The sequence below is a fragment of the Pelatocladus sp. genome (genome assembly GCF_059505505.1).
In genome coordinates this window covers 15,908-42,589 of the sequence record NZ_JCACKS010000183.1, presented here as the reverse complement: position 1 = coordinate 42,589, position 26,682 = coordinate 15,908, and the positions used below count along the sequence as shown (strand labels likewise).

16 protein-coding genes are annotated in these 26,682 nt (G+C 40.5%); 10 read left to right on the top strand and 6 right to left on the bottom strand.

The window, feature by feature from the left end; all coding sequences use genetic code 11:
- The first annotated feature begins 78 nt into the window (after nucleotides 1-78).
- The 3 genes from AC5JMK_RS14105 to AC5JMK_RS14095 all read left to right on the top strand — a co-directional run bounded on the left by AC5JMK_RS14105 (nucleotide 79) and on the right by AC5JMK_RS14095 (nucleotide 12,050).
- The gene (locus tag AC5JMK_RS14105) at nucleotides 79-378 is read left to right on the top strand and encodes an acyl carrier protein (protein WP_495910383.1); all 300 of its coding nucleotides are present in this window, start codon (nucleotides 79-81) and stop codon (nucleotides 376-378) included.
- Nucleotides 375-7,706, top strand: coding sequence for an amino acid adenylation domain-containing protein (locus AC5JMK_RS14100; RefSeq protein ID WP_495910382.1), 7,332 nt, complete (start codon nucleotides 375-377; stop codon nucleotides 7,704-7,706). Before AC5JMK_RS14105 ends, AC5JMK_RS14100 begins: the two co-directional genes overlap by 4 nt.
- A 186-nt stretch (nucleotides 7,707-7,892) precedes the next feature.
- Nucleotides 7,893-12,050 (top strand): non-ribosomal peptide synthetase, encoded by a 4,158-nt coding sequence (locus AC5JMK_RS14095; RefSeq protein ID WP_495910381.1) that lies wholly within the window; start codon nucleotides 7,893-7,895, stop codon nucleotides 12,048-12,050.
- Nucleotides 12,051-12,448: 398 nt separating this feature from the next.
- Here the strand turns inward: AC5JMK_RS14095 and AC5JMK_RS14090 are convergent, their stop codons facing one another.
- Together AC5JMK_RS14090 and AC5JMK_RS14085 are read right to left on the bottom strand one after the other, a co-directional pair.
- Nucleotides 12,449-13,903: an AAA-like domain-containing protein gene (locus AC5JMK_RS14090; protein WP_096678117.1), complete on the bottom strand. Its 1,455-nt coding sequence runs from the start codon at nucleotides 13,901-13,903 to the stop codon at nucleotides 12,449-12,451.
- A gap of 10 nt (nucleotides 13,904-13,913) precedes the next feature.
- Nucleotides 13,914-14,687: a MinD/ParA family ATP-binding protein gene (locus AC5JMK_RS14085; protein ID WP_096678118.1), complete on the bottom strand. Its 774-nt coding sequence runs from the start codon at nucleotides 14,685-14,687 to the stop codon at nucleotides 13,914-13,916.
- Between the two features lie 154 nt (nucleotides 14,688-14,841).
- Here AC5JMK_RS14085 and AC5JMK_RS14080 point away from each other — a divergent pair, with 154 nt between their 5' ends.
- Complete coding sequence (locus AC5JMK_RS14080; RefSeq protein WP_495910380.1) at nucleotides 14,842-15,168, top strand: hypothetical protein; 327 nt, start codon at nucleotides 14,842-14,844, stop codon at nucleotides 15,166-15,168.
- A gap of 12 nt (nucleotides 15,169-15,180) precedes the next feature.
- A complete protein-coding gene (locus AC5JMK_RS14075) occupies nucleotides 15,181-15,744 on the top strand; it encodes a hypothetical protein (RefSeq protein ID WP_096678120.1) in 564 nt (187 codons plus the stop codon).
- A 31-nt stretch (nucleotides 15,745-15,775) separates the two neighbouring features.
- Here AC5JMK_RS14075 and AC5JMK_RS14070 read toward each other — a convergent pair whose 3' ends face one another.
- Nucleotides 15,776-16,675, bottom strand: coding sequence for a pyridoxamine 5'-phosphate oxidase family protein (locus AC5JMK_RS14070; protein ID WP_096678122.1), 900 nt, complete (start codon nucleotides 16,673-16,675; stop codon nucleotides 15,776-15,778).
- Nucleotides 16,676-16,929: 254 nt separating this feature from the next.
- On the opposite strand from AC5JMK_RS14070, the gene AC5JMK_RS14065 reads away from it, so the two are divergent.
- On the top strand, nucleotides 16,930-20,523 hold the full coding sequence (locus AC5JMK_RS14065; RefSeq protein ID WP_096678124.1) for a WD40 domain-containing protein: 3,594 nt from the start codon (nucleotides 16,930-16,932) through the stop codon (nucleotides 20,521-20,523).
- A gap of 562 nt (nucleotides 20,524-21,085) precedes the next feature.
- Here AC5JMK_RS14065 and AC5JMK_RS14060 read toward each other — a convergent pair.
- The 3 genes from AC5JMK_RS14060 to AC5JMK_RS14050 are packed head-to-tail and all read right to left on the bottom strand — an operon-like array spanning nucleotide 21,086 to nucleotide 23,203.
- Nucleotides 21,086-21,742, bottom strand: a complete 657-nt coding sequence (locus AC5JMK_RS14060) for a cysteine dioxygenase family protein (protein WP_096678128.1) — start codon at nucleotides 21,740-21,742, stop codon at nucleotides 21,086-21,088.
- Nucleotides 21,743-21,762: 20 nt separating this feature from the next.
- Nucleotides 21,763-22,605: an anti-sigma factor gene (locus AC5JMK_RS14055; protein WP_096678130.1), complete on the bottom strand. Its 843-nt coding sequence runs from the start codon at nucleotides 22,603-22,605 to the stop codon at nucleotides 21,763-21,765.
- Nucleotides 22,598-23,203, bottom strand: coding sequence for a sigma-70 family RNA polymerase sigma factor (locus AC5JMK_RS14050; protein WP_096678132.1), 606 nt, complete (start codon nucleotides 23,201-23,203; stop codon nucleotides 22,598-22,600). Before AC5JMK_RS14050 ends, AC5JMK_RS14055 begins: the two co-directional genes overlap by 8 nt.
- A gap of 394 nt (nucleotides 23,204-23,597) precedes the next feature.
- Here AC5JMK_RS14050 and AC5JMK_RS14045 point away from each other — a divergent pair, with 394 nt between their 5' ends.
- The 4 genes from AC5JMK_RS14045 (at nucleotide 23,598) to AC5JMK_RS14030 (ending at nucleotide 26,494) form a co-directional block, all read left to right on the top strand.
- Entirely contained in the window at nucleotides 23,598-24,131 is a 534-nt protein-coding gene (locus AC5JMK_RS14045) for a TlpA family protein disulfide reductase (RefSeq protein WP_096678134.1), read from the top strand.
- A gap of 133 nt (nucleotides 24,132-24,264) precedes the next feature.
- Nucleotides 24,265-25,116 (top strand): cytochrome c biogenesis CcdA family protein, encoded by an 852-nt coding sequence (locus AC5JMK_RS14040; protein ID WP_096678136.1) that lies wholly within the window; start codon nucleotides 24,265-24,267, stop codon nucleotides 25,114-25,116.
- A gap of 7 nt (nucleotides 25,117-25,123) precedes the next feature.
- Nucleotides 25,124-26,098 (top strand): thioredoxin-disulfide reductase, encoded by a 975-nt coding sequence (trxB, locus tag AC5JMK_RS14035; protein ID WP_096678138.1) that lies wholly within the window; start codon nucleotides 25,124-25,126, stop codon nucleotides 26,096-26,098.
- 48 nt (nucleotides 26,099-26,146) lie between these two features.
- Nucleotides 26,147-26,494 carry a thioredoxin family protein gene (locus tag AC5JMK_RS14030; protein ID WP_096678140.1) on the top strand — a complete coding sequence of 116 codons (348 nt, stop codon included), beginning with the start codon at nucleotides 26,147-26,149 and terminating at the stop codon, nucleotides 26,492-26,494.
- Nucleotides 26,495-26,682 lie beyond the last annotated feature (188 nt).

Genomic DNA, 26,682 nt, shown 5'->3' with positions numbered 1-26,682 from the left:
TAATTTATTTTTTCACGCTCCAGACGCATAGTCGCTCCAGAAGAGAACGCCAATAAGACTTTATTTTGCTGGAACAGTATGTCTAAAATTGCATTTTTTACAACTTATATTCAAGAGGAAATAGCTAAGGTAATTGGGATAGATACATCTGAATTAGATGTCAGAATGTCTTTAAATTATTTAGGACTTGATTCACTAATTGCTGTCAAACTGAGAAATAAGTTTAGAAAAGATTTGGAAGTAGATATTCCAGCAGTAAAGTTCCTAGATGATACTAATGTTGCAAGTTTAGCAATATTAGTAAACGAGTTGAGCGAAAATGCGGACTCAAAAATAGAAAATGAAAATGACGATGAGTGGTTGGAAGGAGAATTATGAATTTAGTTGAGTTTCTCACACAACTCTCGCAACAGAATATAGAATTGTGGGTTGAAGATAATAAGCTGCGTTATCGTGGTCGCAAAGAAGGATTAACTTCCACAGTTTTAAATCAAATTAAGCAGCATAAAACAGAAATTATCGATTTGCTGCGCCAAGGTTTTCATACTTCTAAATCCTATCCCCTGACTCACGGTCAGCAAGGTTTATGGTTTTTGTATAAACTTGCACCCGCAAGTGCAGCTTATAACGTTGCTTTTACAGCTCGCATCCGCTCTCATTTAAATATTCCAGCTTTACAACAAGCATTTCAGAAGTTAGTAAATCGTCATCCAACTCTCCGCACAACATTTACACAAAAAGATGGCGAACCTTTTCAACAGGTTCATGAATACCAAGAAGTTGATTTTGAAAATATTGACGCTTCAACTTGGAACGAAGATGAGTTGACAAGCCAAGTAATAGCAGCATATCAGCGTCCCTTTGATCTGGAAAAAGGTAATTTATTGCGGGTAAATTTATTTACTTGTTCTGAAGAAAATTATGTAATATTACTAACCATACATCACATTGTTATTGATGGTTTTTCCCTGGGAATTATTCTCGATGAATTGCGATCGCTCTACGAAGCGGAAAATACAGGTCGAGTCATATCTTTACCTGCTATTAAGTACCAATATCAAGACTTTGTACAGTGGCAGAGAAATATTTTAGCAAGTTCTGTGGGCGATGAATTATGGAATTATTGGCGCGAACAATTAGCGGGTGAGTTACCCATCTTAAAATTACCAACAGACCGACCGCGACCACCAATTCAAAGCTATCGGGGAGCTTCCCATACTTTTGAGTTAAATCAAGAGTTGACTTCTCAGCTGCGAGAAATGGCGAAAGCTCAAGGAGCAACCCTTTATATGACTTTGTTAACAGCCTTTCAAGTGTTACTTTACCGCTTGTCAGGTCAGGAAGATATAATCGTGGGTGCGCCGATTGAGGGGAGAAGTCAGCCGGAATTTGCGGAAACTGTGGGTTTTTTCGTGAATATGCTGGCTTTACGGGTAAATATAGCTGGTAATCCGACATTTTCTCAGCTTTTAACTCAAGTCCGCCAAACTGTATTGGATGCGATCGCTCATCAAGATTATCCCTCTACTTTACTAATTGAGCGATCGCAACTCAACCGTGATCCGAGTCTTCCTGGTCTTTTTCGCGTTTCCTTTAACTTGTTTAAGCTAAGTGAAATTGCTCAAGATTATGAATTATCTGTATCTGATAAAACTAAAATTAGAGAAAATTGGGGTGGGTTAACTTTAGAACCTTTTGTGATTCCTCAGCAGGAAGGACAGAATGATTTAGTTTTCGACATGATGGAAACGACTGAATCATTAATTGGTATTTTCAGATACAACACCGATTTATTTGATGCTACGACAATTAGCAGGATAGCGAATCATTTTCAAACTTTACTCGCAGGGATTATTGCTAATCCACAACAGCAAATAGCTTCCTTACCTCTGCTAACGGAAGTTGAAGCAAATCATTTGTTGTGGAAGTGGAACAACAACCAAGTTGATTATCCCCAAGATCGAGTTATTCATCAGTTGTTTGAGAACTGTGTGAACCAGCAACCAAACGCGGTTGCGGTGATATTTCCAAATGTAGAGACGCTTCATGAAACGTCTTTACAATTAACGTATCAAGAATTAAACAGCAAAGCCAATCAACTCGCACACTACCTGCGTTCTTTGGGAATAGGTGAAAATCAGCTGGTGGGAATTTGTGTCGAACGCTCCCTAGAAATGATTATTGCATTATTGGGAGTTCTCAAAGCAGGTGGAGCTTATTTACCTTTAGATCCTGCGTATCCCGAAGAACGCTTGAACTTTATGCTGCGTGATTCTCAAGTCTCAGTGCTGCTGACGCAACAAAAATTAGTAGCAAGTTTACCAATAGAGGATTTAACTGTAGTTTGTTTAGATCAAGATTGGCAAAATATTTCCCAGGAAAGTGAAGATAATTTAGTTATTAATACTACATTTCAAGATTTAGCCTACGTGATTTACACATCAGGTTCCACAGGTAAATCTAAAGGAGTGGCGATCGCTCATCATAGTTTAGTAAATGCGTTTTATGCTTGGGAAAAAGCTTATCAACTCCAGTCTCTGACTAGTCATTTACAAATGGCGAGTTTTGCTTTTGATGTGTTTTCAGGGGATGTAATTCGCGCTCTTTGTAGTGGTGCTAAGTTAATTTTATGTCCGCGTCAGTGGCTGTTGGAACCAGACAAGTTGTATAAACTGATGTTGGTGGAGAAAATTGATAGCGCGGAGTTTGTTCCAGCTGTGTTGAGAAACTTGGTTGAGTATTTACAAAGAACTCAGCAAAATCTCCACTTTATGAAATTGTTGGTAGTCGGTTCAGATAGTTTGTATGTGCAAGAATATCAAGAATTTCAGCGTTTTTGTGGCGCGCAGACACGTTTGATTAATTCCTATGGGGTAACGGAAGCATGTATTGATAGCACGTATTTTGAATTGGGGATTGGGAAATTAGGAACTGGGTTGGTTCCTATTGGTCGTCCATTTGCGAACACGCAAGTTTATATTTTAGATCGGTATCTGCAATTAGTTCCGATTGGGGTTGCGGGTGAATTATATATAGGTGGTGCTGGTTTAGCTCAAGGTTATTTAAATCGGGACGATTTAACTAAAGAGAAATTTATCCCTAATTCCTTCTACCCCCACACCCCTATTTTGTACAAAACAGGAGATTTAGCGCGTTATCTTCCTGACGGTAATATTGAATTACTCGGTCGAATTGACGATCAAGTGAAGATTCGGGGTTTCCGAATTGAACTAGGGGAAATTGAAGCTGTTTTGAGTAGTCATCCCCAAGTTCAAGCAGCAGTGGTGATGGTTCGAGAACTGCAAACCGACAATAAATCTATAGTTGCATATGTTGTTTCTCAGCAACAATCATTAACAACTAGTGAATTGCGTAACTTTCTCAAACAGAAGTTACCTGATTATATGATTCCCAGTGCGATCGCCATCCTGGAAACTTTACCTTTAACACCCAACGGTAAAATAGATCGGCTTGCTTTACCAATTCCAGATATCGAACAGAATCGACAAATAGACTTTGTTCCACCGCGCACAGCAACGGAAGAAGCGATCGCTAATATTATCGCTGCTGTTTTGGGACTCACACAAGTAGGCATTCACGATAACTTTTTTGAATTGGGGGGACATTCCCTACTTGCGACTCAAGTGATTGCGCGATTACAACAAACCTTAAATATTGAGTTACCGCTACGCTCTTTGTTAGCATCTCCCACAGTAGCTGGATTGAGTGAAGCACTGACATCTTCGACAAAGACAGAATCTTCAGTTAATTTACCAACAATTGTCCCAGATCCACAACAGCTATATCAACCTTTTCCCCTCACCGATATTCAACAAGCTTATTGGTTAGGACGCAATGAAGCTTTTGAATTAGGGAATATTGCTGCTCATGGTTATTTAGAATTAGATTGCAATCGCTTAAATTTAACAAGATTAAATCAAGCTTGGCAAAAACTCATTTTGCGTCACGATATGCTGCGTGCTGTCATCTTACCAGATGGTCAACAGCAAATTCTGCCAACAGTACCGGCTTATGAAATCGAAGTTTTAGATTTGCAAGATTTAGAGGTGATGCGTGAGCAGATGTCCCATGAAGTCTTACCTGCGGAACAATGGCCTTTATTTAGGATTCGAGCTACACCCATAGATGAACAGCGTACCAGACTCCACCTCAGTTTTGATGCTTTGATTGCTGATGCTTGGAGTGTGTTTCTGCTGATGCGGGAGTGGTTACATCTATATAATAATTCTGAGTTTGTATTATCACCCTTAGAACTTTCCTTCCACGATTATGTGCTTGGGGAATCAACTTTAAAAAATACACCCCAATATCAACGTTCTCAAGAATATTGGTTTAACCGACTAGATACCTTACCACCAGCACCAGAATTACCTTTAGCGAAAAATCCCAATGCGATCGCCAATCCTCGGTTTCAACGTCGCAGTTCCCAACTGTCTCCAGAACAATGGCGCAAATTACAAAATCGCGCTCAACAATTTAACTTAACTCCTTCGGGAGTTTTATTAGCTGCTTTTGCAGAAATCCTCAGTCAATGGAGCAGAAGTCCCAAGTTTACTATTAATCTCACATTATTTAAGCGTTTACCTTTACATCCCCAAGTTAATGAAATTGTCGGAGACTTCACTTCTTTAACACTTTTAGAAGTCGATCGCTCAGTTCCCGAAAGCTTTAGCAACCACGCTCAACAATTACAGCAACAACTGTGGCAAGATTTAGATCACGGTTATATCAGTGGTTTGCAGGTACAGCGAGAACTTAACCGTCAACGCCAAAGTTACCAATTTATCCCAGTGGTATTTACTAGTACGCTAGGTTTAGAATCACTTGGTCAGGATACATCAATATTAAGTCAGTTAGGGGAGATTGTTTACAGTATCAGTCAAACCCCGCAAGTTTGGTTAGATAATCAAATCACAGAGCAAAACGGAACTTTAATATTTAACTGGGATGCGGTGGAAGAACTTTTCCCCGCAGGTTTGCTGGATGAGATGTTTGCTGCTTACTGCGATTTGCTTCAACAACTAATTACCTCAGATGCGATTTGGAGCGCAAGTCAGGGAGAATTACGACAACCCACAATTGCAAATTATCCCACCGCACCCATTTGTGAGGAAACTTTGCACAGTTTGTTTATCAAGCAAGTGCAAATCCAAGCTCATTCTCCAGCCATCATTACCCCAGAGCGTACCCTAACTTATCAGGAATTATACCAACGCGCTCTGCAATTAGCATCTCAATTGCAAGAATTGGGAGCAAGTTGCGATAATGCGATCGCCGTTGTCATGGAAAAAGGTTGGGAGCAAGTTGTTGCTGTACTAGGAATTTTAATCGCTGGTGCGGCTTATCTCCCCATCGATTCTGAATTACCAGCAGAACGACAATGGTATTTACTCACCCAAGGACAAGTTAAATTAATTGTCACTCAACCTCATCTTCAGCTATCTTTGCCATCAGGTGTTCAACAAGTATGTGTGGAAAGTCAACTCATAGGAGATGAGAAAGATATTAAACTAGTCCAAACTCCCGATGATTTAGCTTATATTATCTACACTTCCGGTTCTACGGGTTTACCCAAAGGAGTAATGATCGATCATCGGGGTGCGGTAAATACAATCTTAGATATTAACCGACGCTTTGCAATTAAACCAGGCGATCGCATCTTAGCTTTATCAACATTAAACTTCGACCTTTCAGTTTACGACATCTTCGGTATGTTAGCGGCGGGAGGAACGATAGTCATTCCCTCAGCAGAGCAAACCAAAGATCCTGCACACTGGTTAGAGTTTATTGTATCTCAGCAAATTACCCTGTGGAACTCAGTTCCAGCTTTGATGCAAATGTTGGTAGAATATCTCGCCAACCAACCACAACGACCTCCATCTCTACGTTTAGCTTTCTTGAGTGGAGATTGGCTACCTCTAAATTTACCAAATCAAATCCAAAAATTGTGGTCAAATATCCAAGTCGTGAGTTTAGGAGGAGCAACAGAAGCTTCAATTTGGTCAATTTACTATCCCATTACCCAAGTAGATCCTAACTGGAAAAGTATTCCCTACGGTAAACCACTCGATCATCAACAAGTTTATGTATTAAATCATAATTTACAGCAAACTCCTGTTTGGGTAACGGGACAACTATATATTGGCGGTATCGGTTTAGCAAAAGGTTACTGGAAAGACGCAGAAAAAACAAACGCTAGCTTTATTACTCATCCAGTTAGCAAAGAAAAATTATATAAAACAGGTGATTTGGGACGCTATTTACCCGACGGGAATATAGAATTTTTAGGAAGAGAAGATTTTCAAGTCAAAATCAACGGTTATAGAATTGAACTCGGTGAAATTGAAGCAACATTAAAACAGCATCCCACTGTCAAAGAAGCAGTAGTCACCACAGTCGAACAAACACAACAATTAGTTGCTTATATTTTTAGCGAACACCACATCACACCAACTCCCAATCTAGGAGAAGCTTACCAACCACCTCAACAAGCAGGAGTATTAAGCGATGCTGGAGGACGCATCGAATTTAAACTCCAGCAACCAGGAATCCGCACATCAGAATCATCGCAAATTACTATTCACTTACCGAAATCTGAACTTGAGCAAACACCTTATCTAGAACGCCAAAGTTACCGACAATTTCTACCGCAACAGATTTCCCTAGAACAATTTAGCAAATTTCTCAACTGTCTCCAGCAAATGCAATTGGGTGATTATCCCATTCCCAAGTATCGCTATCCTTCTGCTGGGAGTCTTTATCCGGTACAAACTTACTTATTCATCAAACCCAACCGCATCGAAACACTCCCAGCAGGAATATATTATTATCATCCCAGCGACCACCGTTTAATCTTACTCCACAGCACCAACGAAATAGACAGCAGTGTTTACCTTGAGAATCAACCACTTTTTGAACAATCTGCTTTTGCAATCTATTTGATTGGGAAACTGAGTGCGATCGCACCGATGTATGGAGAACTCGCTAGAGACTTCTGTCTTTTAGAAGCAGGACACATCGGTCAATTACTCATGAACAGCGCACCAACCCAAGAAATTGGTCTTTGTCCCCTTGGTTATTTAGAATTTCCCCAAATTCAAGATTTATTTAAATTAGAAGCAAATCAAGTTCTCCTTTATAGTTTTGTTGGTGGAAAAATAGACCCAACAGATTCTCAGCAATGGTTATTACTTAAAAATCCTCAAACTACCAAATCAAATTCTAGCCAATTTCGAGAATATCTACAGCAAAAACTTCCACAATACATGATCCCGGCTGAATATATTCTCATTGACACCTTACCCCTAACCCCTAACGGAAAAATAGATAGAAAAGCTTTACCAACTCCCAATCTCGCAACATCCAAATCAGCAGCTTTAGTACCTCCGCAAACCCAAACCGAAAAAACAATAGCCGAATTCGTCCAACAACTCCTGCAAATTGAAGCAGTGGGAATACAGCATAACTTCTTTGAATTAGGAATAGACTCACTCAAACTCGTGCAGTTGAAGAATCACTTACAAACTCAACTCCAAGTCAACATTCCCATGCGCCAACTATTGGTTGAAACCACAAATATTCAACAACTAGCATTAGCTATTGATGAGCAATTAATCATAGCTAAAATCACACAAAAACCTTTATCTACAGGACAAGACGACGAGAAAGAAATAATTCAAATCTGAATGTATTATTCGTGTTCATCCAATACTGCTCGGATAAGACAAATCTATTGACACCCTGTAGAGACGTAGCAATGCTACGTCTCTACATACGAAAAATCCTATCCCTTGCAGGATTGCGTGTTCATCCGTGTTCGTTAATCAAAAACAATTTTCTCACCACCCAATCAAACAACGAACAAAAAAATTATGAACAAAAACCAACTTTTAATCGAACTCGAAAAACGAGGAATCAAACTCTGGCTAGAAAATGACCTATTAAACATCGAAGCACCCAAAGGAACATTAACACCAGAACTACGCGATTCCCTCAAAGAACATAAACCAGAAATTATCAAACTCCTAAATCTCAACAACATCAAAACAACCTCCCTACCAATCATCAAACCAAATCCTCAGCAACTTCATCAACCATTTCCCCTAACCGATATCCAACAAGCACATTGGTTAGGACGCAACAAAGTATTTGAATTAAGCCATGTCAGCAATCATGTTTACATAGAATTTGAAACTAATAATTTAGACATATCCCGCCTTACAGCAGCTTGGCAAAAACTCATTCAACGTCATGATATGCTAAGGGCGATAGTATTACCCACAGGAGAGCAACAAATCTTAGATAAAGTTTCCGATTATCAAATTACCATCTTAGATTTACGAGAATCAGAAACCTCAAAACTCGAAACTGAATTAATAGCAATCCGCGAAAAATTATCTCAGCAAAACTTACCTTCACATCAATGGCCTTGGTTTGATATTCGAGCTACTTATTTAAATCAACAACAAATTCGACTACATCTGAGCATGGATTTATTGCTGATAGATGCTGCGAGTATTCGGATTTTATTTCACGAATGGAATCAACTTTATCAAAATCTGGAATTATCATTACCAACATTAGAATTATCATTTCGAGATTACGTCATTACCAAAAATTCTCTCCAAGACTCAGAATTAGTCAAGCGATCGCAAACTTATTGGTTCAATCGTTTAGATACTTTACCACCAGCACCGGAACTACCCCTAGCTTGTTTTCCCAATGAATTAAAAGAGTATACATTCAAACGCCGTGCTGGAAAACTAGAACCTCATATATGGCAAAAATTAAAACAGCGAGGTCAAAAAGCTGGTTTCACTCCTTCTATCATTTTGCTAACCGCTTTTGCAGAAATGTTAACTTTATGGAGTAAAAATCCTTCCTTTACTCTCAATTTAACTGTCCTGGAACGTCTACCACTCCATCCTCAAATCAATCAAATTATTGGCGATTTTACAAATACAAATCTTTTAGCAATAGACAATTCCTCACCAAATACATTTACAAATCTAGCTCTAAAAATCCAGCAACAATTACTACAAGACTTAGATCATATTTATATTAGTGGAGTAGAAGTACTGCGGAAATTGCTCAATCAAAAGCAAACAGAATTGACCGCAGCTATGCCTATAGTATTTAGTAGTGTTTTAGGTTTGGGTAATTTTGCTCAAGGAGATTTAGAATATAACTTTTTAGGAGAGGTGGTGTATGGTATTAGCCAAACCCCGCAAGTTTCCTTAGAACATCAAGTTGCAGAACACAATGGTAGCTTAATTTTTAATTGGGATGCAGTGGAAGCACTTTTCCCTATGGGGATGTTGGATGAAATGTTTACAGTTTACTGCAATTTGCTGGAGCGTTTAGCCCAAGAAGATGAATTGTGGACAGTACCCATAGAATTATTACCACCAATCCAAATTCATCATCCTCATACACCAATCCCGCAAACAGCTTTACTCCACACTTTGTTTTTTGAACAAGTATCTCAACGTCCACAACAACAAGCTGTCATTAGCAGCGATCGCATTCTCACCTATCAAGAGTTAAGCGATCGCGTCACTGAATTAGCACGACAATTAGGCGATCATTCTCAGGTGGCGATCGCGATCATTATAGAAAAAGGTTGGAAACAGGTTGTTGCTGCTTTGGGTATCCTTGCTGTTGGTGGGATCTATGTCCCCATCGATCCAGGATTACCCAAGGAACGTATATGGTATTGCTTACAACAAGCACAAGTCAAACTCATACTAACTGAAACTTGCCTTGTTCATAGTCTGGAATATCCAGAGAACATCCCGACTTTGTGTATAGATTCATTACCAACTTTACCATCTCACCAGCCATTCCAGCAAATCCCAAAACCCACAGACTTAGCCTATATTATCTACACCTCTGGTTCTACAGGAACACCCAAAGGTGTGATGATTACTCATGAAAGTGCAGTCAACACGATTTTAGATATTAACGAACGCTTTCGGATCGATTCAGGCGATCGCATCTTAGCTATTTCTGCTCTCAGCTTTGACCTCTCAGTTTACGACATCTTCGGCACTTTAGCAGCAGGAGGAACAATAGTCATTCCTGATGCTGCAAACAGTAAAGATCCATCTCATTGGAGTGAATTAATTACCACACACCAAATCACAATTTGGAACTCAGTTCCGGCTTTCATGCAGATGTTAATTGAGTATAATTTAAATCATCCTCAAGTTGCATTTCATACTCTCAGATTAGTTTTATTGAGTGGTGATTGGATACCCTTGAATTTACCCACTCAAATCCAAGCATTATCTCCACAAGCCGAAATCATTAGTTTAGGAGGAGCAACAGAAGCCTCCATTTGGTCAATTTATTATCCAATTACCAAAGTTGACCCCAACTGGAAAACTATTCCCTACGGTAAACCACTTAAAAATCAATATTTTTATGTGTTTAATTTATCTTTGAAAAAATGTCCTCTTTGGGTGACAGGAGAATTATATATTGGCGGTATCGGATTAGCAAAAGGTTACTGGAAAGACGCAGAAAAAACAAACGCTAGTTTCATTATTCATCCAGTTACCAAAGAAAAACTATATAAAACAGGCGACTTGGGACGTTATTTACCCGACGGGAATATAGAGTTTTTAGGAAGAGAAGATTTTCAAGTCAAAATCAACGGTTATAGAATTGAACTCGGTGAAATTGAAGCCACATTAAAACAGCATCCCACTGTTAAAGAAGTTGCAGTTATAAAAGTCAAAGAAATACAACAATTAGTAGCTTATATTGTTCCCCAACCGAAGTCAAACATCACCACCAAAGAAATACGTTCTTTTCTGCAAACCAAATTACCAGCATACATGCTCCCCTCTACTTTTGTGTTGTTAGCATCTTTACCGCTCACAGCAAGTGGTAAAGTGGATCGTCAAGCACTACCTATTCCTGAAGGTACGCAACCAGAATTAACACAAACTTTTACCCCGCCTCGTAACCAAGTAGAAGAACTATTAATTACAACTTGGATGGAATTATTTCAACTTCCGCAAATCAGCATTTATGATAACTTCTTTGCATTAGGCGGACACTCATTTTTAGCACTACAATTAATTTCAGAAATCAATCAAAAATTTCACACAAATATACCTCTCAGCACACTTTTTCACTATCCAACTGTAGCCGAATTAGGAAATTTTCTCATCCAAAATCATCACGCTTCCCCAACACCTATATCTTTAGTCCCCATCCAACCACAGGGAACTCAACCACCATTATTCTGTATTCATCCCACAGGAGGACAAGTAATGGTGTATCAACATCTTGCCACCTGTTTAGGAACAGATCGACCTGTATACGCTCTCCAATCCCGCGCTCTCAACAACTCACTGGATGAGCATAATAGCATTGAAAATATGGCTGTAGAATACGCCAAAATCATTCGCCAACATCAACCTCATGGTTCTTATCATCTCATGGGTTGGTCTATGGGCGGAGTCATTGCTGTTAGTGTTACCAAAGAATTAGAACAGCAAGGATGTAAAGTTGATTTTGTTGGGCTTGTAGATGCATTCTTATTTCCAGATCATACACCAACTTTTACACCCGATCCCTTGTATGAATTAGCGTTAGTGTTTGGTGGTACTTTTGTTGATGCTTTGATAACGCTAGATGCTGTTCAACAGCAGCAACTACGAGATCAACTCATAATTTTAACTTGTGTTGAACGTCTGCAATTAATGATGAATTGGGGACAATCACAAAATTTATTTTCAAAAGAACTATCAGAAGTATCAATTGAAATATTGCAAAAACAACTAGAACTAACCGAAATTCACCAAAAACTCTTAAAAAACCACCAAATACCTCAAATCCAAGCTCAACTCTGCATCTGGTGGGCTGCACAACAACTCACACCAAAATTACCCCGTACCAACTGGAGTCAATATACTATCAACACAACTCACACAAAAGTCTTACATGGCAACCACTTTACCATCATGCATCCCCCCTACATCACAACACTTGCCCAGCAATTACAAGTGTACATTTAATTAACGTGGCATAAAATTACACCAGATTTACACTACCAAAAACGGCTAAATGGAGTTTTTTATAAACTTTAAACCCCCGCGAACGCTTGTTTCACGAGGGTTTTGCTTATGATGCCAGGAACCGGACTTGAACCGGTGACACGAGGATTTTCAGTCTTCTCTCAACCTCTATTTATCAGTACTTTCACGCTTTACAAAACTCCTTTACCTTCAAATTACCCCAAAAAATTGCTGACAATATTTACCTTGCCTAATTTATTTGGGTGTTGCCATCCGTGAGAGGTTAAGATTTTAAGTTTACCTTTTCAATATGAATCTTTGTACTATGAAATAGTAATGTTATTAACTCAATTTTGGTATTTTGGCGATTACGAACACTCAATTTACAATCCAAAAATTTACTTATCTACTGTCATAGCTCTCCCAAAATACCGTCGATATAATTCACAACTGATTGCCACCTGATTCCCTCGTAAAGTAACAAGTCCCATACTGTGTAGCTTAAATCCTAAAAGCTGTTCCATCTCTACAGATTGTGATGACTTTAAAACTTGGTTATATGCTGCCGCTAATTGAGGATGTTCTTGGAGATTTCGTAAATGCCGATGTAGGTGATTGCTGTAAATTCCTGCATCTGTAGCAGCCATTTGCACTAGCTGATTGAGAGTTAGGTCATGCCGTGCTAGGTGGTAGAAAGCTTGTTGCACTAAATAAGGATGTCCTGCCACAAGTTGCATTAACTCAGATACTTCACTTTCTGATAGATTCAATCCATAACATGAAAGTAAACTAAAGACTTGTTCGGTTGTAAACGCCTGCAATTCTATTGCCAATCCTACATTAAAAGGAGATTTATTAATATCTAAAGGAATATAAACTTCTGTAGAATGAATAATTATTAAGCGTAAATTTTGCCAGAGAGGATTACCACTATCTCCATAAGCTGCTTCTTCATACCACGATCGCAACAAGGTAAAGAAATCATCAGCAATTTCTGGATGCAAAAATACTTCATCAAGTTGATCCAAAGCTAAAACTAAAATACCGTTTATATCCGGTAGCAAACAGTCTTCAAAGTAAGCTGTACAGTTGCTTTTGCTGCCAAAGGTTTCGCTCCAATAATCCTCTACTCTATGAGGCAAGTGGAGCTTGCGAGTAATAGATGCACAGAACCAACGCAAAAACCGATCCAAGTCAGTGAAAACTGCTCGATCTGCTTGCTGTAAACTAAGGGCTACAGTATGTACTTCCAGTCCATCTTCACTATCAAAATTCTGTTTTTTCGCATGAGCGAGAATTCTCACCATTAGAGAAGTTTTACCCATTTGACTAGGCGCTTTGATGCGAATTAGCGCTCCTGATCGAGTAATTTCTTCATAACAGCGTGATTCTGCGGGAGGACGTTCTACGTAAAAAGTAGAGTCCAATGCTACCAGTCCAAACGGTGCTTCTAATGGCGTTGGGAGATGCGGTGACGCACAGAGTATTTCATCTATATTTCTCCTGTCCCAGTGTTCCTCAATCCCCGCGTCCCTCAGTCCCCGTGTCTCCGTGTCCTCTTCATGAATAGCTCGCTGTGCCAAAACAGCCATTAAATTATTTTTACTGACTTTCTCTCCCAGACTAGATGAAAGGATATGCCATAGTTTTGGCCCGACATCATGTTTTATGTATTCAGGAGCATAACCACTCTCTACTGCAATTTGGTCATATTTTTGACCTAACCAAGATCCCCGCAAAACAGCAACCTCAATGTTTCTCAAATGTCTAGAGTTCTCAGCAAAAACAGCCGCATCTGCTAGCTTCAAGGCTAGTTCAAAAGGTATAATTTTCTCTCCAATACTATCAGTCATTTGTCTTCACTTATACCAGTTGGCAAATTTCCATAATTGCTTTTTCTGCAATCTGCTTAAACATCCCAGTTAAAGGATGATTGGGATATTGCAAGCAAAACAAGCCACAACTACCTAGTTGCACCATATCTTCTGACAGTGGCAAGATACCTGCTAGGGTTATGTTATAAGTTTTTTCTACTTTTTGTTGTAGTGCTGAAAAGTCCATTCTCATTGGTGTTTTATTAACGACTAGCATCATGTTACGGACTTTGAGCTGACGAGCAACATCGATTGTAACTGCTGTTCCCTCAAAGTCTTGGCAATCTGGGCGCATGATCACCAACAATAGGTCAGAAATAGCGATAGATAATAAAGTTTCTCGACTCAGACCAGGGTGAGTATCAATAAATAGGTAATCTAAATTTAGTTCTGCGATTAATTGTCGAAATCCACTATTGAGTAGACTAACGTTGTATCCTTCGTACTCAATTCTGGCAATTTCATCAGCACTTACACTAGAAGGAATTAGGAAAAGTTTACCTTTGCCTTCTATCCCTATATGAGAGCTAATGTCGCAAGCCGTTTCACGAATGACACTACGATGCCACAAATAGTCATTTAAAGTATTTTTAATAACAATCTGATCAGTGTGAAACAGATTATGAATACCTGGAGACTTAAGGTCAGTATCCACGACTGCAACTCGGTTTCCCTTTTGGGCGATCGCCACTGCTAAATTTGCTGTTAAGTTAGATTTACCAGTTCCGCCCCGAAAAGAATGAATAGCAATAATTTTAGACATAAGACACCTCGCCAGCGTTGGGAGTCTACTGAGCGCGGGAGTATTCTCCTAACTGTTCCATTTCTTAGAATCGCGCGATCGCACTAGAATGCGAAAGATCAGTTTTGCGGCGAAGAATAACTTGAAAAACTGGTCTTGACAAAAAATAATTTTTATGGATGTGTTTTTTGAAACAAGACTTGATAGCATAGTAATTAAAGTAATATTTATCACTTTAATTAGACAAAAAGGATGGGAAACTCGTCGTAAAGCCGAGAACGAACGACTAAAACGGGAAATTGCTCAGATGGTTGTGCTATTGCGTGAATCTCTAGTAAGTAAGGATGAAGCTATAAACAACCTCTACGTTGTAGCAGAGCGTATGGATCGGATTCAATCCTTGGTTGATTCAGTGGAAGACGAAACAATAAGCAATACTGTAGGTCTGATACAAAAGTTTAGACGCATCTGGCTTGCAATTAAAGAGATACTTTCGGAATAAACAAGCACGCTCATGAGCAAAAAATCAGTACCAACCACAAGAATTCAAAATAAAACAAAGTTGGGAGAGCAAATTCGCAATATTGCTGACCGACTCAAACAAGAGACTGAGGTGCAGATAAAAGCAACATCTCGTATTTTAGGGGCTGCTGCTCAAATTTCCGAAAATCATGATCGCCTTATTAATGAAGTAGTCGATATGGTTGAAGAAGACCTTAACCAACAAACCCAGACATATCAAAGAGACATTTATACAGTTGAGATTCTCAAGAAACAGTTTAAAATATTACGTGAAGCAAAGGATCACTTTAAACTGAAAGCTAGTAGTTGGGAATCTCTTGCTAACAAACTAAATGATCCAGCATTCCAAAAGCTTATGCCTGAGAATAGACCTCAATCAGATCAGGCTTTGAAAAGCAAAAGCAACGGTATGAGAAAACTTGAACATGATCATAAGAATCTTGAAGGATTGACAGTTCGTTTAGAACCAGATGTCGCAGAAATGTTTCCTAATTCTCAAGCAGTAAATGAAGCTCTACGTTTTCTGATTAGAGTTACGAATAAAAATCGTTGCTGAAACTATAAATTGGACAAAAGTTTTTCAATCTTTACCTCGGATTCACAGGTGAATATTCCCCAAACCGCCACCGTAAGGGAGTAGCATTTCGGGTTTCCAAAATTTGATCTATCCCAAACTCAACTAAACGCTGTGCCTCAGCAAAACTACTTAAGCGCTCTGCATCCCAAATTACTTTTGCCTTTCCTGTTAATTGCAGAGTATGTCCTTGTTCAAAATCAATAAACAATAAACCTGCACCTGCATTTACAGCCAAGTTACCGAAGCTCTGAAACATATTGTTACCAGCGTAATCGGGAAACACCAGCTTGTTACTATTTAAAACTTGCACAAATCCCGGATATCCACCTCGATGCGATGCGTCTGCACCAACTTCCGGATGGGAAGTGGCGATGAAAAAAGTATCGGCTTGGGTAATCCAGTGTTTATCCTTCTCATTCAAAGCCTCTCTAGTAAAGATTGCAGGGTTTTCTAAAGATTCTGTAGTTACTACGTCTAAGTGACGCACTTGAATATACTTAGGACAATTAAAAAACGCTTGCTCAATACTGACGTTTATCTTTCCTCCTGGCTGAATTTCTGCTTTACCGTTAAGACGCAAGCGCCTACGATTTACCAAATCAATTACAAGTAAACCGATTTGTGGATTATCACCCAGGTTTTGATGTAACAAATCGCTTGCTAAGAAAAACTCATCAATCAGTAAAGTCTGCTGGTTTAACACTTGCACAAAACCAGGTTCTCCCGTAAGCAATGATGCCCAAACTCTACCTTTCGTGTCTACCGTACTCGCAATGACCAATTGCTGGGTACGCAAGAATTGTTGAGCAGCTGGTTTAATAACACTGCTAATGAGACTACACAGACGCTGCGCCTCTTCTCGCACTCCCGCTTGGGTTTGGACGGCGATTTCTCCAGAATGAAAAGACATTGGAATTTTAGATTTTGGATTTTTGGATGAGTCAGCAATTCAGTAACGTCGCTTTCTTAATATTTCATTACACAACCTGAATTGCTCAAGATCAGTTTGGCAAAAATTAAACACAGTAAAAACTGATCTTGGCGAATATTTATTAATGTGTTATTGCAAATGACATCCTGGTTCTACAATATTTATACCTAGACAGTTGAGCTTAATTCTCAGCGATTTCTATTCATACTCAGGTCAAACACACTTAAAATATCGTGGCTACTCTCAAAGCTTCTCAACAGGGACTAGCAAAAATTAAGCAAGCCAGAATTGCAAAGGAGTGGTCTGTCGATGATTTTAGATGGATTCAGTCAGCTAGTGAAGTTTTAGGAGTTTCTTGGCAAGAACAAGGGGTTCTGGCGAATGGTATCTCAGAAGGAACTTGGAAGCGCTTCTTAGCAGGAAAACACCCTATTAACGCTGAGGCGTTTAAAGCTTACTGCCAAGTTTTGGGGGTGAATTGGGAAGAAGTTTCACAGAAGGAGTCAACAGTCAACAGTCAACAGTTATTCCCCGCGTCTTCCTCTCATCCTCACGCAGACTGGGGCGAAGCGCCTGATGTCTCAATTTTTTATGGACGTGCAGAAGAATTAAACATAGTTCAACGCTGGATTGTACAAGAAAATTGCCGCTTGGTGACGCTGCTGGGGATGGGTGGAATTGGTAAAACCTCTTTGGCTGTCAAGCTAGCGCAACAAATCTTTGTAGAGACTCAAGATGTAGCGTCTGTTATTTGGCGGAGTCTTCGTAATGCTCCCCCAGCTGAAGATATTTTGGCTGAGTTGATTCAGTTTTTATCCAGACAACAGGAAACAAATTTACCAGCTAACTTAGAAGGGAGAATTTCGCTGTTACTAAAATATTTACGTTCGTTGCGTTGTCTGTTGATTCTCGATAATGCTGAGTCAATTTTACGCTCAGGCGATCGCACTGGTCGTTATCGAAGTGGATACGAGGGATATGGTGAACTTGTGCGATGTGTGGCGGAAACTTCGCACCAAAGTTGTTTGATTTTAACTTCGCGAGAGAAACCACAAGGACTTGCAAGGTTTGAAGGGGAAAGTTTACCTGTGCGTTCTCTGCAACTTACAGGTTTACCAGAGACAGAAGGACGTTCATTATTCAATGTTAAAGGAAAATTCACAGGCTCGGATGCTCAATGGCAAGCTTTGATTTCGCGTTATGGTGGAAATCCCCTCGCATTGAAGATTGTCGCTTCTTCTATTCGCGACTTTTTTGGTGGTAGTATTTCGCAATTTCTGGAAATTTCCCAGCAAGGTGCATTTATATTTGATGATATTCGCGATCTACTTGACCAACAGTTCCATCGTCTCACTACGTTGGAACGAGAAATTATGTTTTGGATTGCAATCAACCGCGAACCGGTTTCATTGTCAGAATTACAAATAGATTTCGTTACCCATATCCTACCGCGTGAATTGCTAGAGTCCCTTTCGTCTTTACAAAGACGTTCTTTTATTGAACTAAGTAGAGACGCGAAATTTCACGTCTCTACATTCACTCAGCAACCTGTGGTGATGGAGTATGTCATTAACCAGATAATTGAGAGAGTATCTGAGGAAATAGTCACTCAAGAAATTTCTCTGTTTGCAAGTCATACATTAATTAAAGCCTTAGCTAAAGATTATGTCCGGGAGACACAGATAAACCTGATTTTGCAACCTATTATCAACGAATTGACTACACAGCTTGGCAGTTCTGAAAATATTTCCTTTAATCTTAATCAAATTCTCTCGAACTTGCGCGGACAAACACCCAAACAAACGGGATATGCAGCAGGAAATACTCTGAATTTATTACACCAAGCACAGGTTGATATCAGTGGCTTTGATTTTTCCGGTTTAACGCTTTGGCAAGCCTATCTACAGGGTGTAAATTTACATGATGTCAATTTTTCAGGCTCAGATTTATCTCACTGTATTTTTACGGAAACTCTAGGTAATATTTTGTTTGCTGCCTTTAGCCCAGATGGTGAATTATTGGCGACCTGTGACACTGATTGTCATGTGCGTCTGTGGGAAGTGAAATCAGGAAAATTATTGTTGATTTGTCAAGGTCATACTAACTGGGTACGCTTTGTAACGTTTAGTCCAGATGGGGAAATTTTAGCGAGTTGTGGTGCTGACCACACAGTTAAACTTTGGAATGTCGCTGATGGTGTGTGTATAAAAACGTTGATTGGACATGAGCATGAGACATTTTCTGTAGCATTTAGTCCAGACGGTCAGATATTAGCTAGTGCTAGTGGCGATCGCACAATCAAATTATGGAATATCCGCGATGGTATTTGCCTGAAAACACTGACAGGACATACAGATTGGCTGCGTTGCGTTGCGTTTAGTCCCGATGGAGAAACTTTGGCTAGTGGTAGTGCTGACCACACAATTAAGCTATGGGATGTAAGTGAAGGTAAATGCTGGAAAACTTTGACTGAACATCAAGGCTGGGTACGTTCAATAGCATTTAATCCAGATGGGCAAACTTTAGCGAGTGGGAGTGGCGATCGCACAATTAAACTCTGGAATTACCACACTGGTAAATGCATTAAAACTTACACAAGACATACGAACAGTGTCTATGCAGTTGCTTTTAGTCCCCAAGGTGAAATACTTGTTAGTGGTAGTGGTGACTATACTGTTAAACTTTGGGACTGTCATACCCACATTTGTATCAAAACACTACACAGACAAACTAATGAAGTTTGTTGTGTCGCTTTTAGTCCAGATAATCAAACCATCGCTTGTGTTAGCTTAGACCAAACCATGCGGTTATGGGATTACCGCAATGGACAATGTTTAAAAACTTGGTATGGTAATACAGATTGGGCGCTGCCTGTGATATTTAGTCCGAATGGGCAAATTATTGCTAGTGGTAGTAATGACAAAACTGTGAAACTATGGGACTGGCAAACGAGTAAATTTCTTGTCAGCCTGGAAGGACATACAGACTTTATTTACGGACTGGCTTTTCATCCCAATGGAGATATATTAGCTAGTGCTAGTACTGATGCCACAGTGCGATTGTGGAATTTGAACACAGGGCGATGTTTGCAAATTTTACAAGGACACACAGATTGGGCTTATACTGTGGCTTTTCACCCCAAAGGTGATATAGTTGCTAGTGGTAGCGCTGATTGTACGATTAAACTGTGGAACTGGCGCACCGGGCAATGCCTGCAAACTTTTACTGGTCATCGAGATAAAATTTTTGCGATCGCCTTTAGTCCAGACGGAAAAATTTTCGCTAGTGCCAGTGTAGACCAAACTGTGAGATTGTGGGATTGTGAAACTGGTCTTCTGCAAACTTTAGCAGCTCATAATGCCAGGATTTACGCTGCGATATTTAGTCCAGATCATCAGATTTTAGCGACTTGCAGCACAGACCAAACAATTAAACTTTGGGATTGGCAGACAGGGAAATGTCTGAGAACTCTCACAGGACATACCAACTGGGTCTTTTCCATCGCTTACAGTCCTGATGGGCAGATTCTTGCTAGTGCTTCCCATGACCAAACAGTGAGAATTTGGGATGTGAAAACTGGGGAATGTCGTCATATCTGCGTAGGACATACTCATTTGGTGTCTGCTGTGGCTTTTAGTCCAGATGGGCAATTTGTTGCCAGTGGTTCACAAGACCAAACAGTGAGGGTTTGGGATGCGGAGACGGGGGAGTGTATAAGAATGTTGAGGGCGAAAAGACTTTATGAGGGGATGAATATTACTGGTGTGAAAGGATTAACAGAGGCGACGATTTTGACTTTGCAAGCGCTGGGTGCGGTGGTGGAATAGCGTTCGCTCTCAACACTCAACTTCTTTGAACATCATGCTTCATCCATTATCTCTAAAACCCATATTCTGCACCCATGCTGTCACAATCGGTAATTACTGAAATAAATTTACCAATAAAGAATCAAAAAATACTTTTTGTTCCAGAAAGAGATTTTACCAAGCGTGAATAACTTGATTTAGTATGTCGAGTCAATTGTCAATCAGGAGCAATAATCACCAAATATATTTTTCCGATAATTGATAAGTAAATTTCTATGCTGACTTACATTTATGATCAAAATTGTAAATATTATGAGGCTCTCGAAAAAATAACTAAACATGATAATTTAGAGCTATTAATAAGGCAAAGTTAGCTCGGATGTGGGACAATAAAGAAGTAGACAAAAGAGAATGTATTATAAATTATGTAAGAAATTGATAGTAACGATGGCAATCTTCAGGTAAAAGCGAAAGTATAAAATCTCTATCTTGGTTCCAATTAGAAATATGTTTTGGATGATTAAATGTCACCAAATGAATAGATGATAACCCGCAACTAGGGTTAATAATCTCATGCTTTCCTTCAAAACTTTTTAGCAGTGTGGGTGACAGGATCAAACTCAAAACGCTCTTGATAGTTGGTGACTCCGTAAAGATTAAACGTAATGGCTGGTTCTTCTCCTAGCACTTCAATATTGTGGATAGCATCTGGTGTAAAGCCAATAATTTCACCAGGAACTAAGATTTTTTCCCCGACATATTCGATGCGGGATGGGTATTCTGATGTGGGTGTTGGCGTAGCCTCTCCTTGAGAGACTCGCCGCCAAAACTGATTCTTTTCCTGCCCACTGACAAGAGCAACAATTCCCCAAGTACTGTGGTTATGAATGGGAGAAATATGACCGGGTAGCCAAGCAACCATCTGCACTGTAAGAGGAAATTCATATTCATCATACAGGAATTGGACAGACCAGCCTGGAACAGCAGGTGGTTCGGTAAACTCCATTTGGAGCCAATAGGAACTAGTCAGTAACTTCCGCACTAACGGCGCGATCGCCCGGATGCGAGCGCAATTATCGTCTACAGTATCGAGGATATCTTCTAGTTCTGTAAGAAATCGATATAAACGATAGGGCTTTTCTGGTAAGGCTAGTTCTTGAAGGTGAAGCGCAACACAATCACCACTATCTTTGACTAGCCAGTCTTGAGACTGAATATCAAGGCTTTTCTGTGCAATCATTGTAAATCTAATGATAAATATTAAATTTGTGAACTTTGCATCACTACAGTTCCGGTAGGACGAGAGACGTTTGGGTCTGTTTCCAGCGTCACAATTAACCCGGAAAATTGTGGGTGATAAAATTCTTTGTACATTTGATTTGTAAATGGTAACTCATATGAAGCAGTTCCCCAGGAATAGGGCTTGACTTCACCGCAGGGTAACTTTTCGTTGGCAACAACTGTCCATAATAGGTAAACATGACCAGGAGGTGGAGCAGGAAGATTTTGGAAAACCATCACTGCTTTTTGTTTTTCAGGATTTATAATTACACTTCCCGAACTGTTATTTGTAGAGTTGACTGCTTTAAAAGTAAACAATCGCGTTTGCGAATTTTGCAGTAGGTTCTTAACCGCTTGAGCTTGAGCAAAATCCTGCCGTAATCTTTGATTGTCTGCTGTGACAACACCCAGATTTTGACGCAACCGATAGTTATCAACCCCTAGAACTACCACCAACAACGCTGCAATACTACCAGCAATTTTTGTCCATTGTCTTTGCGATCGCGTAGCGACTCCTGTGGAGTATCGCACTGGTGCTGAAGTATCAGTTCGCTTAACTTGAATATTATCTACAGTCACTTGTTTGGCAGAACCTTCAGCTTTTTCCAGAATTTTTGGCAACAAATGCACTGGTGCTTCTACCTCGGTAAAGCCATCTAACACTTGTCGCAGAACTTCCTGTAAATCCTCAACTTCGGTAATCAGTTCTGGATGTTCATCAAGTAACAGCCGAAACTCTTCAGCTTCTTCAGGGGTGAGATCATCAGCGACAAATCCCGCAGCGAGGTTTTTGATGTGTTCGGGATCGAAAGATTTATTCATATGCTAATAAATCAGAATCTAGTAGAATGCGCTTGAGTTTTAGTAATCCTTGGCGGGTGCAGGTTTTGACTGTGCCTAGAGGAATATCAAGTTGTTTGGCAATTTCTGACTGACTTAATCCTTGGTTATAAGCCAGTTCGATTACTTGGCGCTGCTTGAGAGGAAGTTGGTGCAAAGCATGATTAATTCGTTGCGATCGCTCTGCAAAACTCGCCTGTTCGACGGGTGTTGGCTCTGATGTTGCTTCATTTGTCATCGTTTGTCCCCATTTTTCCACAAGTTTTAGTTGTCTGCTGCGAGCGCGAAGTTTATCAATCGCTCGCGATCGCGTTATCGTCACCAGATAGCGCACAAAAAAGCGACAATCTGGATTGCTAGATGCTTTTCGCCACAGCGTGAGAAAAATTTCTTGAGTCAAATCTTCGGCTTCTTGGGAGTTTGCCAAAATTTTCAGCGCCAATCCATAAACTAAGCGACCATGACGATTGAATAAAATGCTTAATGCCGAAGAGTCGCCATTTTTGAGCGCCACAAACAAAGCTTCATCCGTCACCTCGGAAAGCTCTCTCGATTTTGACTGGGGTAGTTTAGGCTCCATGCTGTTTTAAAACCAGGTCTAAACTGATACAGTTGCAAGTTAAGGATAAATTTTGTGCCATCACCTCTCTCCACAACTAAACCAAGAGATATTTCCTCTTAAGTGTCATCTATATTTAGATGACGACTGGTATTATGCGATCGGATTGGATGCTCGATGTAGATATTTGGTTATTTTTCTGTATAACTAGTTTTCCGAGACGGTACCAACTACTCATGGCTGAAAATTTTCAAGGCACAGAAGGCATTTTGAATTTAATTAAATCCAATTTTGATAGCTCAGTCGTCTTATAAACAGATGCGTCACAATTGACTACTCCAGTTCCAATCTCAGGTCAGCATCGTGGCAGCATACTTCAATTAAACAATTTCAGCTTGAGGACAGGAAGAATTTTATGCATAAACATGCGAATTTCTTGCTCAAAATTTGTTTGAGCAGCCTTGTTTTTACAGTATCAATGGTCGCAACAACTTCTGCTAGTTTTTCTGCAACTGAAGCTCAATCATCAATTACGAAGGTTGCTCAGGCAAATCCCTGTGCTGGTAAAAATCCTTGTGCAGCTAAAGTCAACTCTGTCGGAGGACCCCTAGCGAAAGAACTTCAGGGTAAACCTGTCGTGGTAGATGTGTTTGCTACCTGGTGTCCTGGCTGCAAAAATATTGCTCCTACCCTATCGCAATTGAAACAGGAATATTCCGGCAAGGTCAACTTTGTGGTCTTGGATGTAACTGATAAAGCCAAGCTCAAACAGACGGAAGCAATGGCGCAAAGATTAGGTCTGGGGAAATTCCTAGAAGCTAACAAGAGTAAAACAAGTACAGTAGCGATCGTTGACCCGGCGACTGGCAATATTTTAACTATCTTCAAAAACAATCCCAACAAGGCTGACTATACCAAAGTCCTCGACACTGCTCTAGCGAAAAAGTAGTTGAGTGACAGCATCGCTCCTATAAAGATAGGGGCGATGCTAGGTTTTCGTGGTTGCAAACCCTCGCTAGCGTACTGATACCATCTGGAAAAATGTTTGCGACAGATGGATTGCGAAAACTAAGGAGAATTCCATGAAACAAATACCTCAGTCGTCAACTGAGCAAACCTCTTGCCAGCGTTCTAAAATCTCGAAAAAATGGCTAGTTTACGGTGGATTGGGGTTACTATCACTGATTTTGGTTCTCACCCTCGGACCTGTAATCAGTCATCCGATTGAGCGAGTAATTTCGATTGTAGAAAACCGTTATCAGCAGTGGTTTGACCAACAGGACACAGCAAATCCCTTTGTGTTGCTGCCTTTGGCGTTTATTGGTGGGGTGATTGCTAGTGTCTCTCCCTGTATCTTGGCGCTTTTACCAGTCAACCTCAGTTACATCGGCACGCTGAAAATTAAATCCCGTTGGGATGCTTTCACTAAGGCTGGCTTGTTTGTCCTGGGAGCAGTGACGATTTTAAGCCTGTTTGGTTTAGTTTCATCCTTCGCCGGAGCCGTAATGGTGGAGTATCGAGGCTATATCAATATTGTTGTGGGACTGATTATGGCTGTGATGGGTCTGTGGTTGATGGGGGTGGTAAAGCTGCCCCTACCACAGATGAATGTGAATCTCCCCCAGGCAGGGCCTTATGGGGTGGGGTTGACTTTTGCCCTGGTAAGTTCACCCTGTGCCAGTCCGGTGCTGTTTGCGGTGCTGGCGGCAGCCGCAGCCACAGGTTCGCAGGTATTGGGTACGCTGACGATGGTTAGCTATGCTCTGGGTTATACTATCCTGATTTTTCTAGCGAGTTTATTTACGGGACTGGCGAAACAAAGTAACCAGTTGTTGAAACATTCCGAAGGGATTATCCGTTTTGGTAGTCTGGCGCTGATTTTGACTGGGGGATACTACCTGTTTTCTGGTACTCAATGGTTTGTGGGAGGTTAGTTAAATCATGGTGGAGAATCTGGTGATTATTGGCTCTGGTCCAGCGGGTTATACTGCCGCCATCTATGCGGGACGCGCTCAACTCAAGCCCTTGGTATTTGAAGGGTTCAGTGCTGGGGGAATACCCGGAGGTCAATTGATGACAACCACTGAGGTGGAGAACTATCCCGGTTTCCCTGAAGGAGTTCACGGTCCAAAGTTAATGCAGCAGATGCGCCAGCAAGCATTGCGCTGGGGTGCTGTATTAATCGCCGATGATGCAATTGCTGTAGATTTTACTCAATACCCCTTTGCGATCGCCTCTGCTGATCTGCTGGAAGTTAAGGCTCGCGCTATGATCATCTGTACGGGAGCCACTGCTAAAAGACTGCATCTGCCAGGTGAGGAGAAGTTTTGGAATAACGGTATCTCTGCCTGTGCGATCTGCGATGGGGCAAATCCTTTGTTTGAGAATGCAGATATTGCTGTGGTTGGTGGGGGGGATTCGGCTGTGGAAGAAGCTCTTTATCTGACTAAGTATGCCCGTAGAGTTCATTTACTGGTGCGGAGCGATCACCTGCGGGCTGACAAGACGATGCAGGAGCGTGTATTCCATCACACCCAAATTCACATTCACTGGCATAGCTCACCCATCAATGTGGATGGTGATGAGGTACTACGTAGCGTCCAAATCCGAGATACACAAACGGGTGCAGTTTCCGATTTAACAGTGGGCGGGTTGTTCTACGCCATTGGTCACACCCCCAACACGCAACTGTTTCAGGATCAATTAGAACTGGATGAAGCAGGCTATATCAAAACTCAGGGTAAGAGTACAGCTACTAATATTCCCGGAATTTGGGCGGCTGGAGACGTTCAGGATTGTGTTTATCGTCAGGCAATTACCGCAGCCGGTACGGGTTGCATGGCAGCCCTGGAAGCTGAACGGTGGTTATCAACAGATGCGATCGCCTCCGGCGAGGGGAACGCCATCGCTTGCTAATTTCGCTTCCTAGACCATGTTTTTTATACCAGTATTTAGGAGATAAATATGCAAGAAACTTTTTCTGTTGATCAAACTTTCTTTACAGGGCGAGCAGCTTTTGAATGGTTGATGCAGGAATCTAATCGGCTAATTATTGTCAAGTTTGTGGCTCCCTACTGTCCTTCCTGTGAAACACTTAAACCTGTGCTACATCAAATAGCTGTTGATAACACAGGTAAATTGCATTTGGTTGAACTCGATATGAGCGAAGAACCTGAACTTGCTATTAGCTTTGGTGTCAGAAGCGTCCCAACAGTAGTATTACTTAAGAAGCAGCAAATATTAGCACAGATTGTAAGCTTGAAACCTAAAAAAGAGTATGCAGATATTATTACCAAATTAGCTACCGGATAATACTATGCAAACTCTGCGAGAGGTTGCGCTAGGGGCGTAGATCATCGCATAAACCCCGCTCATCCTCTTTAACATTTGCGCTATTCTTCAAATAATTTTGCATAACTACTTATTTTGTTGCGTTCCATTTCCTCGTCGCATAAAAGCGCGTGAGGCTTTTTGCCCCACGCAGCCTAGATTTTATGTCT

Coding starts and splice junctions, on each gene's coding strand:
- AC5JMK_RS14055 (WP_096678130.1), bottom strand. CDS start 22,605: ATGAATAAATCTTTCGATCCCGAACACATCAAAAACCTCGCTGCGGGA.
- AC5JMK_RS14070 (WP_096678122.1), bottom strand. CDS start 16,675: ATGTCTTTTCATTCTGGAGAAATCGCCGTCCAAACCCAAGCGGGAGTG.
- AC5JMK_RS14100 (WP_495910382.1), top strand. CDS start 375: ATGAATTTAGTTGAGTTTCTCACACAACTCTCGCAACAGAATATAGAA.
- AC5JMK_RS14075 (WP_096678120.1), top strand. CDS start 15,181: ATGAGCAAAAAATCAGTACCAACCACAAGAATTCAAAATAAAACAAAG.
- AC5JMK_RS14030 (WP_096678140.1), top strand. CDS start 26,147: ATGCAAGAAACTTTTTCTGTTGATCAAACTTTCTTTACAGGGCGAGCA.
- AC5JMK_RS14060 (WP_096678128.1), bottom strand. CDS start 21,742: ATGATTGCACAGAAAAGCCTTGATATTCAGTCTCAAGACTGGCTAGTC.
- AC5JMK_RS14040 (WP_096678136.1), top strand. CDS start 24,265: ATGAAACAAATACCTCAGTCGTCAACTGAGCAAACCTCTTGCCAGCGT.
- AC5JMK_RS14095 (WP_495910381.1), top strand. CDS start 7,893: ATGAACAAAAACCAACTTTTAATCGAACTCGAAAAACGAGGAATCAAA.
- AC5JMK_RS14050 (WP_096678132.1), bottom strand. CDS start 23,203: ATGGAGCCTAAACTACCCCAGTCAAAATCGAGAGAGCTTTCCGAGGTG.
- AC5JMK_RS14045 (WP_096678134.1), top strand. CDS start 23,598: ATGCATAAACATGCGAATTTCTTGCTCAAAATTTGTTTGAGCAGCCTT.
- AC5JMK_RS14090 (WP_096678117.1), bottom strand. CDS start 13,903: ATGACTGATAGTATTGGAGAGAAAATTATACCTTTTGAACTAGCCTTG.
- trxB (WP_096678138.1), top strand. CDS start 25,124: ATGGTGGAGAATCTGGTGATTATTGGCTCTGGTCCAGCGGGTTATACT.
- AC5JMK_RS14085 (WP_096678118.1), bottom strand. CDS start 14,687: ATGTCTAAAATTATTGCTATTCATTCTTTTCGGGGCGGAACTGGTAAA.
- AC5JMK_RS14080 (WP_495910380.1), top strand. CDS start 14,842: ATGGATGTGTTTTTTGAAACAAGACTTGATAGCATAGTAATTAAAGTA.
- AC5JMK_RS14105 (WP_495910383.1), top strand. CDS start 79: ATGTCTAAAATTGCATTTTTTACAACTTATATTCAAGAGGAAATAGCT.